This window comes from Bradyrhizobium sp. th-b2 (assembly GCF_000426785.1).
GTDB classification, from domain to species: domain Bacteria; phylum Pseudomonadota; class Alphaproteobacteria; order Rhizobiales; family Xanthobacteraceae; genus Bradyrhizobium; species Bradyrhizobium septentrionale.
Map to the genome: position 1 here is coordinate 91138 of NZ_AUGA01000029.1, position 16128 is coordinate 107265.

The 16128-nt window shown below is 62.6% G+C and carries 11 protein-coding genes; 3 read left to right on the top strand and 8 right to left on the bottom strand.

The annotated features are described in order from the left end of the window. Positions 1–4: 4 nt before the first annotated feature. A complete protein-coding gene (locus K359_RS0130440) occupies positions 5–1213 on the bottom strand; it encodes a deoxyguanosinetriphosphate triphosphohydrolase (RefSeq protein ID WP_029082697.1) in 1209 nt (402 codons plus the stop codon). A gap of 137 nt (positions 1214–1350) precedes the next feature. Here K359_RS0130440 and erpA point away from each other — a divergent pair, with 137 nt between their 5' ends. Continuing rightward, positions 1351–1680 (top strand): iron-sulfur cluster insertion protein ErpA, encoded by a 330-nt coding sequence (gene erpA, locus K359_RS0130445; protein ID WP_029082698.1) that lies wholly within the window; start codon positions 1351–1353, stop codon positions 1678–1680. Between the two features lie 56 nt (positions 1681–1736). Here the strand turns inward: erpA and K359_RS0130450 are convergent, their stop codons facing one another. Both K359_RS0130450 and K359_RS0130455 read right to left on the bottom strand, forming a co-directional pair. Further along, positions 1737–4865: an efflux RND transporter permease subunit gene (locus tag K359_RS0130450; protein ID WP_029082699.1), complete on the bottom strand. Its 3129-nt coding sequence runs from the start codon at positions 4863–4865 to the stop codon at positions 1737–1739. 3 nt (positions 4866–4868) lie between these two features. Next, a complete protein-coding gene (locus K359_RS0130455; protein ID WP_029082700.1) occupies positions 4869–6002 on the bottom strand; it encodes an efflux RND transporter periplasmic adaptor subunit in 1134 nt (377 codons plus the stop codon). Between the two features lie 163 nt (positions 6003–6165). Between K359_RS0130455 and xth the strand changes: the two genes are divergently transcribed. Further along, complete coding sequence (gene xth, locus K359_RS0130460) at positions 6166–6957, top strand: exodeoxyribonuclease III (RefSeq protein ID WP_029082701.1); 792 nt, start codon at positions 6166–6168, stop codon at positions 6955–6957. 19 nt (positions 6958–6976) lie between these two features. Here xth and K359_RS0130465 read toward each other — a convergent pair whose 3' ends face one another. Then, a complete protein-coding gene (locus tag K359_RS0130465; protein WP_029082702.1) occupies positions 6977–7813 on the bottom strand; it encodes a tetratricopeptide repeat protein in 837 nt (278 codons plus the stop codon). Further along, a complete protein-coding gene (gene ilvD / locus K359_RS0130470) occupies positions 7800–9524 on the bottom strand; it encodes a dihydroxy-acid dehydratase (protein ID WP_029082703.1) in 1725 nt (574 codons plus the stop codon). Before ilvD ends, K359_RS0130465 begins: the two co-directional genes overlap by 14 nt. Before the next feature lie 1023 nt (positions 9525–10547). On the opposite strand from ilvD, the gene K359_RS0130475 reads away from it, so the two are divergent. Beyond that, a complete protein-coding gene (locus tag K359_RS0130475; protein WP_029082704.1) occupies positions 10548–11576 on the top strand; it encodes a hypothetical protein in 1029 nt (342 codons plus the stop codon). A 343-nt stretch (positions 11577–11919) separates the two neighbouring features. Here the strand turns inward: K359_RS0130475 and K359_RS0130480 are convergent, their stop codons facing one another. The 3 genes from K359_RS0130480 to K359_RS0130490 form a co-directional block, all read right to left on the bottom strand. Continuing rightward, positions 11920–12897 (bottom strand): HAD family phosphatase, encoded by a 978-nt coding sequence (locus K359_RS0130480; protein ID WP_051346500.1) that lies wholly within the window; start codon positions 12895–12897, stop codon positions 11920–11922. Positions 12898–13144: 247 nt separating this feature from the next. Next, complete coding sequence (locus K359_RS0130485) at positions 13145–14824, bottom strand: arylsulfatase (protein ID WP_156928739.1); 1680 nt, start codon at positions 14822–14824, stop codon at positions 13145–13147. A 127-nt stretch (positions 14825–14951) separates the two neighbouring features. Next, a complete protein-coding gene (locus K359_RS0130490; protein ID WP_035977384.1) occupies positions 14952–15878 on the bottom strand; it encodes a formylglycine-generating enzyme family protein in 927 nt (308 codons plus the stop codon). Between the last annotated feature and the right edge of the window lie 250 nt (positions 15879–16128).

A 16128-nucleotide genomic window follows, 5' to 3' on the forward strand; every position in this document is an offset into this window, starting at 1 on the left:
GGCGCTAACGCAAATCCGGGGTCGAGTCAAAAAGCCTTTGGTGCTCGATCAAGGCGAAACGGTCGGTCATCCCGGCAATGAAATTGCCGATCCGCCTGTTCCGCGCGCTGCCGGTCTCCTCTGCGCTGCCCTCGATCCATTCCGCCGGCAGGTCTTCAGGCGACTGCCGGTAGCGCTCGAACAGATTGCGGACCACCTGCTCCGCCTCCCGCATCACGATCATCACCCGCTGGTGGCGATACATCCGCCGGTACAGGAACGCCTTGATCGCCGCCTCCTGCTCGGCCACCTCTGTGGGAAACGCGATCAGCGGGGCATTGTGGTGGCGCACATCGTGGGCCGATTGCGGCCGGGCCGCCGTAAGGCGCCGGTTCGCCTCCGTGAAGACGGCGTTGATGAAATGTGAGATCAGCTCGCGCACCAGTTCGGCGCCGCGCCGGACCTCGTCGAGCCCGGGATAATGCCGCTCGATCTCGGCGATGATCTCGGCGGTCAGCGGCATCTCCTTGAGGTCGTCGACCGCGAACAGACCGGCGCGCAGACCATCGTCGATGTCGTGGGCGTCATAGGCGATGTCGTCGGCGAAGGCCGCGATCTGCGCCTCCAGCGAAGCGTAGCTCCAGAGCTCGAGATCGTAGCTCCTGTTGTAGTCGGCGATCCCGACCGGAATCCCGCTTTCCAGGTAGCGGCCGGCCGGCGCGCCGTTGCGCTCGGTCAGCGGCCCGTTGTGCTTGACGATTCCCTCGAGCGATTCCCAGGTCAGGTTCAGCCCGCCAAATTCAGGATAGCGATGCTCCAGCGAGGTGACCACCCGCAGCGCCTGCGCATTGTGGTCGAAACCGCCGTCATCCTTCAGGCATGCGTCGAGCGCCCGCTCCCCGGCATGCCCGAACGGCGGATGGCCGAGGTCATGCGCCAGCGCCAGCGTCTCGGTCAGATCCTCGTCGACCCCGAGCTGGCGGGCCAGCGCGCGGGCGATCTGTGCCACTTCCAGCGAATGGGTCAGCCTGGTGCGGTAATGATCGCCCTCGTGGAAGACGAAAACCTGGGTCTTGTGCTTGAGGCGGCGGAACGCGGTCGAATGGATCACCCGGTCGCAGTCGCGCCGGAACGGGCTCCTGGTCTGGCTCGGCGGCTCCGTGACCAGCCGGCCCCGGCTACGATCGGGGTCGCAGGCATAGGGCGCGCGCGGGGCAGCCATTCCGACCGACACGGTATTTTAGTCCTTATCCATTTGATTCCATGGTCCGACGCACTTAACTATGCTTGAGGCGGCCGACCAAATGAATTGGGTATGACGCCGGGCATGATCCGATCAGACCATGCTCAAATAGGGTTTCGGAGACCGACATGACTGTTGCCATCACCGTCAGCGAACGGGCCGCCCGCAAGATCGGGCAGATCCTCAGCAAGGAAGGCGAAGGCGCCAAGCTGCGCATTTCGGTCGAGGGCGGCGGCTGCTCCGGTTTCCAGTACAAATTCGACGTCGAGCGCACCCAGGCCGATGACGACCTCGTGATCGAGCGCGATAGCGCCGTGGTGCTGATCGATCCCGCCTCGGTCCCGTTCCTCGCCGGCTCGGAAGTCGACTTCGTCGACGACCTGATCGGCGCCTCGTTCCGCGTCGTCAATCCGAACGCCACCGCCTCCTGCGGCTGCGGCACCAGCTTCTCGATCTAATCACCCGACGCTCTGACGCGTTTCCACGACGCTAGCCGGCTCGCCGGGATGCGCGGCTATTCCGCCGCGACCACCTGCGGGCGCTCGACGTCGCCGCCCGCCTCCGCCTGCGGATCGAGCTTGCGCCGCAGCCTGCGGTCGATGCGGTCGAGATAGATGTAGATGACAGGCGTGATGAACAGCGTCAGCAGCTGCGACACGCAGAGGCCGCCGACCACGGCGACGCCGAGCGGCTGACGCAGCTCTGCGCCGGCGCCCGCGCCGAGCGCGATCGGCAGCGTGCCGAAGATTGCCGCGAACGTCGTCATCATGATCGGGCGGAAGCGCAGCAGCGCCGCCTCGCGGATCGCGTGCTCGGCGCTGAGGCCGACGCGGCGGCGCTCCAGCGCGAAGTCGACCATCATGATCGCGTTCTTCTTGACGATGCCGACCAGCATCACGATGCCGATCATCGCGATCACCGACAGCTCCATGCCGAACATCATCAGCGTCAGGATCGCGCCGATGCCGGCCGAGGGCAGGCCCGAGATAATCGTGATCGGATGAATGAAGCTCTCGTAGAGAATGCCCAGGATCACGAAGGCCGCGAACACCGCGGCGAGGATCAGGACGCCCTGCCCGCGCAGCGAATCCTGGAACACCTGCGCGGTGCCCGAGAAGCCGGTCGCGATCGTCGGCGGCAGGTTCGCGGTCTGCTCGAGCTCGGTGATCTTGTCGACCGCGTAGCCGAGCGAAGTGCCCGGCGCGAGGTTGAACGAGATCGTCACGGCCGGCTGCTGGCCCTGGTGGTTGATCTGCAGCGGCCCGACCGTCGGCACCAGCCTCGCCACCGCATCCAGCGGGATGGTCTGGCCGTTGCCAGTCTTCATGTAGAGTTTCGAGAGATCGGACGGATCGACACGGAACTGCGGCTGCACCTCCAGGATGATCTGGTAGTCGTTCGAAGGCATGTAGATGGTGCCGACCTGCCGCGCGCCGTAGGCGTTGTAGAGCTGGTTGCGGACCTGATCGACGGTGACGCCGTAGACCGCGGCCTTCTCGCGGTCGATATCGACCGTCATCTGCGGGTTCTTGATGTAGAGGTCGGTGGTGACGTCGAGCAGGCCCGGAATCTTGTCGATCTTGTCCCGCATCTCGGGCGCCAGCCGGTAGAGCGACTCGGTATCGCCACTCTGCATCACATACTGATACTGGCTCTTGGAGATGCGGCCGCCGATGCTGAGGTTCTGGACGCTCTGGAAGAACGCCTGCATGCCCGGGATCTCGCGCGCCTTCTGCCTGAGACGGCCGATCACGACAACGGCGTTGTCGCGGGTCTTCTGCGGCTTCAGCGCGATGAACAGCCGGCCGTAATTCGTGGTCGGGTTGGGACCGCCGGAGCCGACCGTGGAATTGATGTAGTCGATCGCCGGATCGGTCCGGAGCACCTCGACCAGCGCCTGCTGCCGCACCCTCATCGCCTCGAACGAGGTGTCGGTCGCCGCTTCCGTCACGCCGATCAGGAAGCCGGTGTCCTCCTGCGGGAAGAAGCCCTTCGGCACGATCATGTAGAGGTAGATGGTGCCGCCGAGCGTCGCGAGCGTCACCACCAGCATCAGGGCCTTCTTGGCCAGCACCCAGTCCAGCGCCCATTCATAGGCGCGCAGCCAGGCCTCGAACATCGCCTCGAACGCCCGCAGCACGACGTTCGGCCGCTTGGTCGCGTCATGCGCGCGCAGCACGCGGGCGCACAGCATCGGCGTCATGGTCAGCGACACGAAGCCGGAGACGATGATCGCGACCGAGATCGTGACCGCGAATTCGCGAAACACGCGGCCGACGATGCCGCCCATCAGCAGCACCGGGATGAACACGGCGATCAGCGAGAAGGTGATCGAGATGATCGTGAAGCCGATCTCGCGGGCGCCCTTCAGCGCCGCCTCGAACGGCTTCATGCCGTGCTCGATATGGCGGACGATGTTCTCCAGCATGACGATGGCGTCGTCGACCACGAAGCCGACCGAGAGCGTCAGTGCCAACAGCGTCATGTTGTTGATGGAGTAGTCCAGCGCGTACATCACCGCGCACGTGCCGAACAGCGAGATCGGCACCGCCAGCGCCGGAATGAAGGTCGCCGACGCCGAGCGCAGGAACAGGAAGATCACGAGGATCACCAGTGCGACCGCGATCAGCAGGGTCTCCTCGACGTCGCTGACCGCTTGGCGGATCGAGACCGAGCGGTCCATCATGACTTGCATGGTCACCGAGGGCGGGATCGCGGCGCGCAGCGCCGGCAGCTTGGCCAGCACGGCATCGACGACCGCCACGGTGTTGGCGTCGGGCTGCTTCTGGATCGCGAGCACGATTGCCCGCTCGTCGTTCATCCAGGTCGCGATCTTGTCGTTCTCGACGCTGTCATAGACCTTGGCGATCTCGTCGAGCCGAACCGGCGAGCCGTTGCGCCAGGCCACGTAGATCTTGCGGTAGTCGGCCGCCTTGTCCATCTGGCCGGAGGCCTGCAGCGCAACATCCTGCTTGGGACCGTTCAGTGTGCCGACCGGCGTCGAGGAATTGGCGCGCGACACCGCGGCGCGGATATCCTCCATCGAGACGCCGCGGGCGGCCGCGGCCTCCGGATCGGCCTGGACGCGGATCGCAAATTTCTGCGTGCCGTAGATCAGGACCTGGGCGACGCCCGGCAGCTGCGACAGCGCCTGCCCGATCGTGATGTCGCCGTATTCATTGACGCTCGACAGCGGCAGCGTTGCCGATCCCAGCGAGACGAACAGCACCGGGAAATCCGCCGGGTTCACCTTCCGGAAGCTCGGCGGGATCGTCATCTCGATCGGCAGCCGGCGCTGGGCGATGGTCAATGCCGTCTGCACGTCGAGCGCGGCGGCGTCGATGTTGCGGTTGAGGTCGAACTGGATGGTGATGACGCTCGTGCCCTGCGAGGAGTTCGAGTTCATCGAGGAGATGCCGGAAACGGTCGAGAGCTGGCGCTCGATGATGCCGGCAACGGAAGCGGCCATGGTATCGGCGCTGGCGCCCGGCAGGGTCGCGGTGACCGCGATGGTCGGGAAGTCCACCTTGGGCAGCGCCGAGACCGGCAGCAGGCGGAAGCCGAACACGCCGAATGCGATGATCGACGCCGTGATCAGCGTCGTCATGACCGGGCGGCGGATGCAGAGCTCGGAGAGCGTCATCGGTCAGGCTCCGGCCTTGCGCGCCAGCTGCTCGACCCGCGATCCTTCCGAGAGCAAGAGCTGACCGTCGACGACGATGCTTTCATCGCCCGCCAATCCCTCAGAGATCACCGAGCTGCCCTGGAAGGTGCGATCGACCTTGACCGGCTGGACCTTGGCGACGCCATCCCTGACGACGAAGACGAAATTACCGTTCTGGCTGCGCTGGACCGCGACCGTCGGCACCACGACCGCGTCCTCGCTGCGGATGATCAGCTTGGTCTGCACGATGGTGCCAGGCCACAGCGTTTCGTTCTCGTTGCTCATGATGCCACGCACGGTGACCATGCCGGTGGTCGCGTCGACGGCGTTCTCGACCATCGCGACCTTGCCGCTCTCGGAACGCTGGTGGCCGGGAATGGTCGCGATCACCTTCGAACCGCCCTTCCCCATCGCGTCGCGCAGATCGACCAGCGCGCGCTGCGGGATCGCGAAGGTGACATAGACCGGCGCCATCTGGTTGATGACGGCGAGCGGCTGGGTGTCGGCGGGACGAACGAAGTTACCGACCTTGACGTTGGCGGCGCTGATCCGCCCCGCGAATGGTGCGCGGATGACGGTGTAGCTTTTCTGGACGCGGAGATTTTCCAGCGCGAACTGGTCGGCCTTGATGGTGCCGATCAGCACGTCGGACTGGGTCTTGGCGTTGTCGAGATTGACTTGGGTGGTCGCGCCCTTGCCGACCAATTCGGTGTAGCGGCGGAGGTCGCGCTGCGCGCCCTCGAGTTGGGCCTGGTCGCGGGCCAGCACACCCACGGCCTGCTCGATTTGGGCGTCGATCTGCCGCGCATCGAGCATGAACAGCAGGTCACCCTCATTGACCTTGGCGCCGTCCTCGAAATGCACCGAGACGATGGTGGTCTCCAGCCGCGACTTCAACGCCACGCTGGAGATCGGCGTGACGGTCCCGATGGCGTCGACGTCGACCGGCACCGATTTGCGTTCCGCCTTGGCGAGATCCACCGACACCACACGCGGCCGCGGGGTCCCTTGCGCGGTGGCGGCACCGCCAGCCATCCATGAAGCGCGGGTCATGTAAGCCGCCCCGGCCGCAATGCCGAGAATGGCGACAGTCAGAACCAAATTGCGTTTTTTCATTTGTTTTGCACGTGCGCCACAGGCCACCCTTGAAGGCCGGAACGCTTCGTCACTCCCCCGTCGGCAATTGTTACGCCTTGTTTCCGGAGAGAGTTAGCACAGGCGGACCGCCCATGGTATGCCACCTAAGTAAAATCGTGCGGCTTCAATCCCGGTCATTTGCATGCGCATCGCTACTTGGAACGTCAACTCGGTCCGGCAACGGATCGAGCTTCTGGTCAGCTGGCTGAAGGAGTGCTCCCCCGACATCGTCTGCCTGCAGGAGATCAAATGCGTCGACGACGCGTTTCCCCGGCTCGAGGTCGAGGCACTCGGATACAATGTCGTCACCCACGGCCAGAAGACCTTCAACGGCGTCGCGCTGCTCTCCAAGCTGCCGTTCGACGAGACCAAATCGGGGCTGGCCGGCGACGACGAGGACGCCCATGCCCGCTTCCTCGAAGGCGTCGTCACGCTGAAGCAGGGCGTGGTGCGGGTCGCGTGTCTTTATCTGCCCAATGGCAATCCGGCGAATACCGACAAATATCCCTACAAGCTCAAATGGATGTCGCGGCTTCTTGAGTACACGCGGGAGCGGCTTAAGACCGAGGAGCCGCTGATCCTGGCCGGCGACTTCAACGTCATTCCGGCCGCCCGCGATGTCTACAACCCGACCGCCTGGACCGATGACGCCCTGTTCCGCCCGGCCACCCGCAAGGCCTTCCAGTCGCTGCTTGGCCTCGGCCTCACCGATGCGCTGCGGGCGGTCAATGACGAGCCCGGCCAGTACACCTTCTGGGACTACCAGGCCGGCGCCTGGCAGAAGAACTGGGGCCTGCGCATCGACCACCTGTTGATGTCGCCGCAGGCCAGCGACCGGCTGATCGATGTCGGCATCGACAGCTATGTCCGCGCCTGGGAGAAGCCGTCCGACCACGTTCCGGTCTGGGCCGATCTGGATTTCGAGACCGCCTGAGCGACGGCCTGCCGGGACATCAATCCCGGCGACCCTGCACCCAATGCTCGAGCATCTGGAGCGCCATCGCGCGATCGTCCTCGGAGGCCTTGGCGATCGCCCGGTTGTAGCTTTCCTTGATCCAGGCCTCGTCCGGCGTGGCGCTGTCACGCGCCAAGGTCAGCCACATCAGGCCGCGCGCCCGCTGCGGCGGCAGCCGGTCGCCGTTGAACAGCATCGCGCCAAGCAGCGCCTGCGCCTGATGCTGGCCCTTCTGGGCAGCGAGCCCGAGCCAGCGCGCGCCATAGCGGAAGTCATCCCGCGAGGCGTCCGGCGTCTTCAAATACAGCCGGGCAAGGTCATACTGGGCGTCGGCATTGCCGAAATAGGACGCGGCATAGGAGAACATCTCCCGCGCCCGCTCGGTGTCCGCCTTCACCTTGGAATTGGGGATGCCGCTCAGATAGTAGCGGCCGAGCGCGACGAAGGCGTTGGCCACGATCGAGGCCTGCGGCGCCGACGGCGAATCCTCGGCATGCGCGTTGGCAATCCGGCTGAAATATTCGAAGGCGCGCATGTCGTCCTGGATGACGCCGTCGCCCTCGGCGTACATCTTGCCGAGCTTCCACTGCGCCACGGGGTGGCCGCCCTCGGCCTGATACTGCAGCGTGCTGAAGGACGAGGTCGGTGAGGTCGCCGCCGGGGTCACTGGGGTCGTGGCCCGCTTCAGCGCTCCGGCCGTCCCCGGCTGTGGGGACGCCACCGGAAGGACCGTATCCTGGGGATTGACCGGGGCGCCGTCGAATCCAAATACGGGGGCCGCCACCGGAATGGCCCCTAACGCCAACGCAACTATCGTACGCCTAAACGTCCGCATAACACTGTTTCTCGTACGCGCCACCCGGATGGGTGACTGCGCCATCCACCGCCGGCCCCACTTGCTCGGCGTACTTCCACAGCGCACCAGATGTATGGTTCGTCGCGCGAGGGGCCCATTTGGTCTTACGATTTGCGAGTTCGGCGTCGCTCAATTTTACGTTAAGGGTGCCGACGACCGCATCGATCTCGATGATGTCACCGTCTTGCAACAACCCGATCGGCCCGCCGACGGCCGCTTCGGGTCCAATATGTCCGATGCAAAAGCCACGGGTGGCGCCGGAGAACCGGCCATCGGTGATCAGGGCAATCTTGCCGCCCATCCCCTGCCCGGTCAGCGCCGCCGTGGTCGCCAGCATCTCCCGCATGCCGGGACCGCCCTTCGGCCCCTCGTAGCGGATCACGATAACCTCGCCTTCCTTGTACGTGCGCTTCTGCACCGCTTCGAAGGCGTCTTCCTCGCGGTCGAAGCACCGGGCCGGACCGGTGAACCTCAGGTTGGACATTCCCGCGACCTTCACGATCGCACCCTCCGGAGCGAGATTACCCTTCAGCCCGACAACGCCACCTGTCACGGTGATCGGATTGTCGGCGGGCCGCACCACGTCCTGGTGCGGATTCCATTTCACGCTTTTGAGGTTTTCGGCGATCGTTCGGCCAGTGACGGTCAGGCAATTCCCGTGCAGGTGGCCATTGTCGAGCAGCGTCTTCATCAGCAGCGGAATGCCACCTACTTCAAACATGTCTTTGGCAACATAACGGCCGCCCGGCTTCAAATCCGCGACGTAAGGAGTCTTTTTGAAGATTTCGGCAACGTCGAACAAATTGAATTTAATGCCGCACTCATGCGCGATCGCCGGCAGGTGCAGTGCAGCATTGGTCGAACCACCTGAGGCTGCAACCACAGCTGCAGCATTTTCAAGGGCTTCCCGGGTGACGATGTCGCGGGGCCGGATGTTTTTCTCGATCAGCTCCATCACCTTCTCGCCGGCGGCGGAGCAGAAGGCGTCGCGGATCTCGTAGGGCGCCGGAGCCCCGGCCGAATACGGCAACGCGAGGCCAATCGCCTCGGAGACGGTCGCCATGGTGTTGGCGGTGAACTGGGCGCCGCAGGCGCCGGCCGACGGGCACGCCACCCGCTCGATTTCGTCGAGGTCCTCGTCCGACATGGCGCCGACCGAGTGCTTGCCGACCGCCTCGAACATGTCCTGCACGGTCACCGGCTGCCCGCGGAAGTTGCCGGGCAGGATCGAGCCGCCGTAGATGAAGATCGACGGCACGTTGAGCCGGACCATCGCCATCATCATGCCCGGCAGCGACTTGTCACAGCCGGCGAGCCCGACCAGGGCGTCATAGGAATGGCCGCGGACGGTCAGTTCGACCGAATCGGCGATGCATTCGCGCGACGGCAGCGACGAGCGCATGCCGTCATGGCCCATCGCGATGCCGTCGGTGACGGTGATGGTGCAGAACTCGCGCGGCGTGCCGCCGGCGGAGGCCACGCCCTTCTTCACCGCCTGCGCCTGGCGCATCAGCGAGATGTTGCAGGGGGCAGCTTCATTCCAACATGAAGCAACGCCGACAAAGGGTTGATGAATCTGGGCTGTCGTCAGCCCCATCGCGTAGAGATAGGAACGATGCGGCGCGCGCTGGGGCCCCTCCGTCACGTGACGGCTCGGCAGCCTGCCCTTGATGTTCGTCTTGGCGTCCATCCTGGCGTCCAATCGCGACCCTGTTTCCGGCGCTCTTTGCTTCATCAACGCCGGAACCCATCAAAAGTCCCGCCGTCGGAGCGCTGGCAATTCAGCTACGTGAATATCCTTTCATGTCGGGGTGTGGCTAAAAAGCGGCGCGACTACGGACCGGCTGTGTTTAGGGTTAAATGCCCCACTACTGTTGCGATGACGCAACAATCGTGGCTCCCGGGCAACCATGTATTATCGGTCCTTATGGGAACCTGATCCGTGCCTGACGGAATAACCAAGAGATTGCGGCCTCGCGACGGAACTCGCCCGAGTTGTGGGTTGGCTCACCGCCCTCGCTCGAACAGAGGGCGCAGGGAAAGCCGGGTGCCGATCGCACCCATGGGCCCCGTGCAAAGGTAGAAAGCACGGGGGTAGGACCACAGGTGTAACCGGAGCAATCCGGCTTTCCCTGCGCGATGGCTTACGGCTTATTTCGTGCTCTCCCCGGCGAGACTGGGCTTGCTTGTCACCGCCTTCGCAAAACGCCTTCGCGTGTTGCGACGAGACACCTGCCGCTAGGGCGTCAGGACCACACGACTTCACCGTCCGCTTCACGTGTGCCCGTCAGTCACAACGTTCGGGCGTCCACCGCATCTCACACCTCGTTCGTGACGACCGCGAAGCGCCCCTCGATCGGGTGAGACGGGCAAATCTATACACTGAGTTGCATTTCTGATAAAGCGAAATATTTTCGCGCGCGAGGATTGACAGGTTTTGCTGAGTTGCCCGTCGGGTTGTTTTGTCGCACCTCGATGGGCCATTAGCGGACATTGACTGGCCTTCCGCGTTCTCCGGAAAACGGAGTAGGCTACGCCTACTGCCGTCCGTGCCCAATTGTTGTGGAGGGACTGGCCAACTTCGCAGCCGAAATTTTCTGCATCTCGCCGCGGGGGCCGGCCGGATTGTGTTCCCGCCGCCGCAGAAGGAGGCTCTCATTTCCGCGCGCAAAATTTCGCGTTGACGGACCGAACCAGGAGAGGAGAACCAGACGTGGCCGCTTTTCAAGAGGTTTTCCGCCGCTCCGGCATCGATGAGCGCCGCAGCCCGCCGGGCATGGTGGTGCCGTTCGGCGGCTCCAACATCGTGGCGCTGATCGATCCCGGAAGAAAGCTCAAAGTCGATCCTAACGCCCATGCCCTCGGGATCAAGGAGATCGATGGCGCCGATACCCTTAGACGCCTAATGCAGGCCAGAGACACCTTCTCCAAACCCGATATCGATCCGCAGCTCAGGGCGGCGTCACTTCCCGCCACCTTCAATGGCGATGCACGGTTTTTCGAAATCAATGGCCGGATTAAGCCGATTGGCTTTCCCGGCCTGGAGGTGGTGGCCCGGCCGGCCGGCCGGAAGATCGAAGCCAAGCTCAATGTCGCCGTGCTGCCGGAAATCAAGATCAAGGTGGCGTTCCGCAATGTCATGGTTCCGGGGAGTGGCGGCGCTCCGGCATTTCACGCCAAGAAGCCCTGCAACGAGCAAGATGAATTGCTGACGATGAACAATATATGGAGGCCGCAGGCCAACATCCGCTTCGAGCGGGTGCCAAGCGACTGGCTGGTCATCGACGACTCGCAGGCTGCCGTCAAACAGGAGCTCGCCAACGCCACTGGCATGAAGGATGCGAGCCTGGCGACCTTTCCCGATGTGATCGAGGTCGAAAAGCTGAAGAGCTTGTTCGTCAAACACAAAGTTCAGGGCGCCCATCTAACCATTTTCTGCGTCGATAAGCTCTGGTCCAATGGCGGCTCCGCCAATGGCTCGTTTGCTCGATCGCTGGACATTGCCTTCATCAGCTCGCAACGCGGGCCTAACACGTCTGCCCATGAAGCCGGGCATTTTCTCGGCTACTACTCGAAAAGCGCGAGCAAACCTTGGGACAGCCAAGGCCACACGCTGGAGACCGATCCGAAAACCGGAAAAGAAAACAGGGCGGAAGACATCAAGATGCTGATGCGCGGTGGAGGCGCCGGGTGGAAAATTCCGTTTAATCTCGTCAAGGAGTTCCGCGACTTCCCCGGCTAGCATCCGAAGGTCAGCCAGAAGCTGGAAATCACTCCAGACGTTGAATGTCGCCTTTGGGTCATTCGCGACCAAGTCGAGCCAACAGCAACCCGGCCAAGTCCGCCATGCCGCCGAAAGCGGAAGCAAAGGCGGCCCGCGTGCTGGACTTTGAGCCAATCATGTTGAAGCTTGGCCTTTTAGAACAACCGGATCGATACACCCTGCGATCAGGCCATAAGCCGCCGTAAAAATCCTACCGGGATCGGCTGGGATCATATGCGCCGACTGGAATATCGCCGGATGGCGGGCATTGGGGTTGGCTGTGCGCCGCATCCGCGCGGCCACGAACGTCGCGATTCCGCCGCTAGTCAAACGGGAATATCCTTTTCCAGTCCTTCTTCATGTCCACAACGGTCCACCTGTTCAGCGCTGCGGCATCGAGAGCGACATCGAGCTTGCCGAAATGCGACTGGCGGTCGTAGGCATATTCGCGTTCCACGTCGGTATGGTGGACAATCAGGCCGAACCGCGCGCCGCTGGTACCGAGCGTCGCCCATTGCAGCATTTCGAGGTCGCCATCGGAGTTGCCGAAGGCGGCAATCGGACGCCGGCCAATGTGGCTATTGATCCCGATTGGCTTGCCGGACTTGTCGTCGATGAAATCGACCTCCGGCAATCGAAATAGAACCGGCGTGCTGTCGCGCATTTCATAGCGGGTCTTGATTGACGATCCGACGACCTGCTCAGGAGGCACTCCATAAATCGTCTCGGTCCATGGCCGCATGAACTCGACGCCGCCACCTGACACGATGAAGGTCTTGAAGCCGTTGGCGCGGAGGTAAGCGAGCAATTCGAGCATGGGCTGATAAACGAGTTCGGTGTAGGGGCGTTTGAAGCGATCATCACGCGCGGTCGCAAGCCAGTCTGTGACGATCTTCTCAAACTCCGCTGTCGTCATACCGGCGTGAGTCACCGCCACCAGCTCGGCTACGCCCTTTTCGCCGGAAGCTGCGAACGCCTTCAAGTCGCCGTTCAGGACTGCCGCGAAGGGCTGCTTGTCCTTCCATTCCGGATGCATGGGCGCAAGAACCTTCACGCGATCCAACGCAAATGCGAGTTGCACATACATCGGCTGCTCGATCCAAAGGGTCCCGTCATTGTCGAAGGTCGCGATGCGTTGATCGGAAGGTACGAAATAGGGTCCACCATTCTCTGTGACCCGTTCGACGAAATCGACGATCGATGCTTTCGTCGGCCCCTCATTCCAAGATGGCAGAGGACCGGTTTGCGTTTGGGCCATGGCAGACGTGGAACGCAGAGCGGCAGATAGAAACGGAAGCATCGTCAGAGACGAGAGCAGCGCGCGACGGTCAAGGCGTGCAAATCGCATGATCTGTTTCCATGATCTGTTTCATTGTCGGTCCGATTCGATGGCCCGCACTGGTCAACATTGAGGGCAAGTGCGAGGCTGGTGTATCGCTGCTGTTCGTCGCACGCTTGCCGATATGCAGCTTCGTGAGCAGTTGGGTTCTGAGCGCAGTAGATTGGCGAGCGCCGAAAGTGACGCCCGCCAATTTAGTATCGAGCGACTAGTCGCTGCGACCAGCCACTTTGGCCTGCTTGACCTGTTGCAGCACCTGCTCGAGGTTGTAGCTCGCCGGGTCCTGTAGCGGCGGGTACGGAATATAGCTCTCAAGCTCCTTCAGCCAAAGCGCCTGGCCGATGGGCAGCATGTTCCAGTCATAGACGTAGGCGGTCGAAGGGGAGCCGATTGTGCCGCCCTGGCCCATGAGCGTCTTGTATTGTGAACCGATCGAGGTCTCGAACGGATCACGCTTGATATTGACGACTTGGGCCCAGTGATAAGGAAGCGCTCCGGCAATAAAGCCCGCCGGGTTGTCGGACACCATCGTGAAGTAGATCTTCCAGTTCTTGTAGCGGACCGCTGACGGGTCCTTGCCCGAATAGTAGAAGAAGGTATCGCGCGCCGACTTTTCCGAACGCCCCGAAAGATATTCAACCTGATCGACGCCATCGAGCGTCGTCTTGACGATGCCGGGATAACTTCCGGCCTCGATCTGTTTCTTCAGCGCGTCTCCTTTTGCGCCGCCCGCGATATTGACAAACGTGGGCAGCCAGTCGAGCGAAGCGAAGATGTCGTTCTTGATGGTGCCGGGCTTGATGACCCCCGGCCAGCGAATGAGCGCCGGAGCGCGCATGCCACCTTCCCAGGTGCTCAGCTTGCCGCCCTTGAACGGAGTGGTGCCGCCGTCCGGAAAGGTGATGGTCTCGGCGCCGTTATCGGTCGTGAACACGATGATCGTGTTGTCGAGCTGGCCCATGTCCTGGAGCTTCTTCATGACAACGCCGATGTTGTCATCCAACTGCTTCATGCCGGCCTCGTTGAGGCCCCAGTCCTTGCCGCCTGCCTCGCCGATCAGGCCTGCGTATTTGTCATTTAGCACGGTCGTGATGTGCATGCGGGCCGGATTATACCAGGCGAAGAACGGCTTGTTGGTCTTCTTGGGGTCGTTGCGATCAAGAAAGTCAACGACCTTGGCCGAGATTTCCTCATCGACGCCCTTCGATCGCTCCAGTGTCAACGGACCCTGGTCCTCGCATGTCATGTTTTTGGCGGTACCGTCAGAGGACTTGCACGCCAGCACGGGCCGCGGCGGCGTCAGGCAAACCGCCGACGTTTTCGGATCAACTGCGCCCGGTACTTCCGCAAGACCCGGGATCGGCGTGTTCTTGCATGGCGGGGCAACCGTCTGCTGGGTTGGCGTCTTGTTGATGTCCGGGAAGCTCACGCCCTGCATCGCGTCGAGGTGATACAGGTAGCCCCAGAATTCCTGGAAGCCGTGCGCGGTCGGCAGCGCGTCGGTATGATCGCCGAGATGGTTCTTGCCGAACTCGCCGGTGTTGTAGCCGAGATCGAGCAGGAATTTCGCGAGCGACGGAGTGCCGGGCCGCAGATAGGACGGACTGCCGGGAAGCTGCGGAGGAATCATACCCGTGCGCAATGGATGCATGCCGGTGAAGAAGGCGTTGCGGCCGGCGGTGCAGCTCTGCTCTGCGTAGTAATGCGTGAAGATCGCGCCTTCATTGCCGATGCGATCGATGTTGGGCGTCTCGCCGACCATCAAGCCGCGATGGTAGATGCTTGGCTGGTAGAGGCCGATGTCGTCACCCATGATGAATAGGATATTGGGTTTCTGTGGCGGTTGCTGCGCTACCGCCGGCGCGCTGACCAGTCCGGACAGTGGCATCAACATCGATGCGCCTAACAGGGCGGCGCAGGATCGCTTGAGACAACCGGACGCCTTGCTTGGCGGCGTTGCGGCAGAAGGCGGCTTGTCATTGAATATAGAATCCAACATGGCGTCGCTTTCCTTCTTATGATGGGTCAGTGGCTCCTCGCCTGATGCATCGAAAGCCAAGGTGACTGGTGGAAGTATCGACCGGCTCCGCATGGCGCGCTGCCGGCCGGTAGCGTCGGCAGTAGTTCGGCGCGCACAAATGCGAGCCGCCTTTGATGACCTTTCGTGGAATCTTCACATTGGTGGTTCTGGGGTCGTAGCTGTCGGCCTCGCTCCCGCCGCGCGGGTTCTCCGGAATGCAGCAAGCCTTCGGAGCATCTGCCTGATGCTTTGGGGAATACCAGTCGGCCGTCCATTCCCAGACGTTGCCGATCATGTCGTAAAGGCCGTAGCCGTTCGACGGGAATGCGGTGACCGGCGAGGTACGTTCGAAACCGTCGGCATTGGTGTTTTGGTGCGGAAAATCACCCTGCCAGGTGTTGGCCATTTGATGGCCGTGCGGCATGAATTCGTCGCCCCACGCATACTCGGCGTCGTCGAGCCCGCCGCGTGCCGCAAACTCCCATTCCGCTTCGGTCGGCAATTCCTTGCCAGCCCATTGCGCGTAGGCAAGTGCGTCGTTGAAGGCCACGTGCACGACGGGATGATGGTCGAGCGCATGGATGTTGCTATTCGGTCCGTAGGGATGGCGCCAGTCAGCACCCTTGGCGAAGGTCCACCACTGGCTGAAGTCGCGCAGGCTGACCGGATGTCCCGGCGGCAAGAACATCAGTGAGCCCGCATAGACCATATGCGGTAGGATCCCGGGATAGTCTCTCGGGTCGGGCGCAATCTCGGCCACAGTAACGTGACCTGTCGCCTTGACGAACTTTCTGAACTGTTTGTTTGTGACGGGATGGCGATCCATCCAGAAGCCGTCGACAGTCACCCGATGTGCCGGCGCCTCCTCTGGATAATGCTTGTCCGATCCCATGCGGAATGTCCCGCCGGGTATGCAGATCATCTTGTCGATATCTGACGGATCATCGCAAATAGCGATATCGCGCGTTCGCTTGGGCTTCGCTGTCAAGGCGTCACCTCCGGGCCGACGTGTTACACGCTACGTGGCAAAACCCTCGTGCGTGGACCGTGGTCGAGTATCCGTATCTCCATGGTTGGCCGCCTTGAACCCAAATCAGGTGACACTCACTCGATTAAGGCGACCTTGATCTAGATCAATGCGACTGCCCTCTGCCGATTGCGGTCTCGACCTA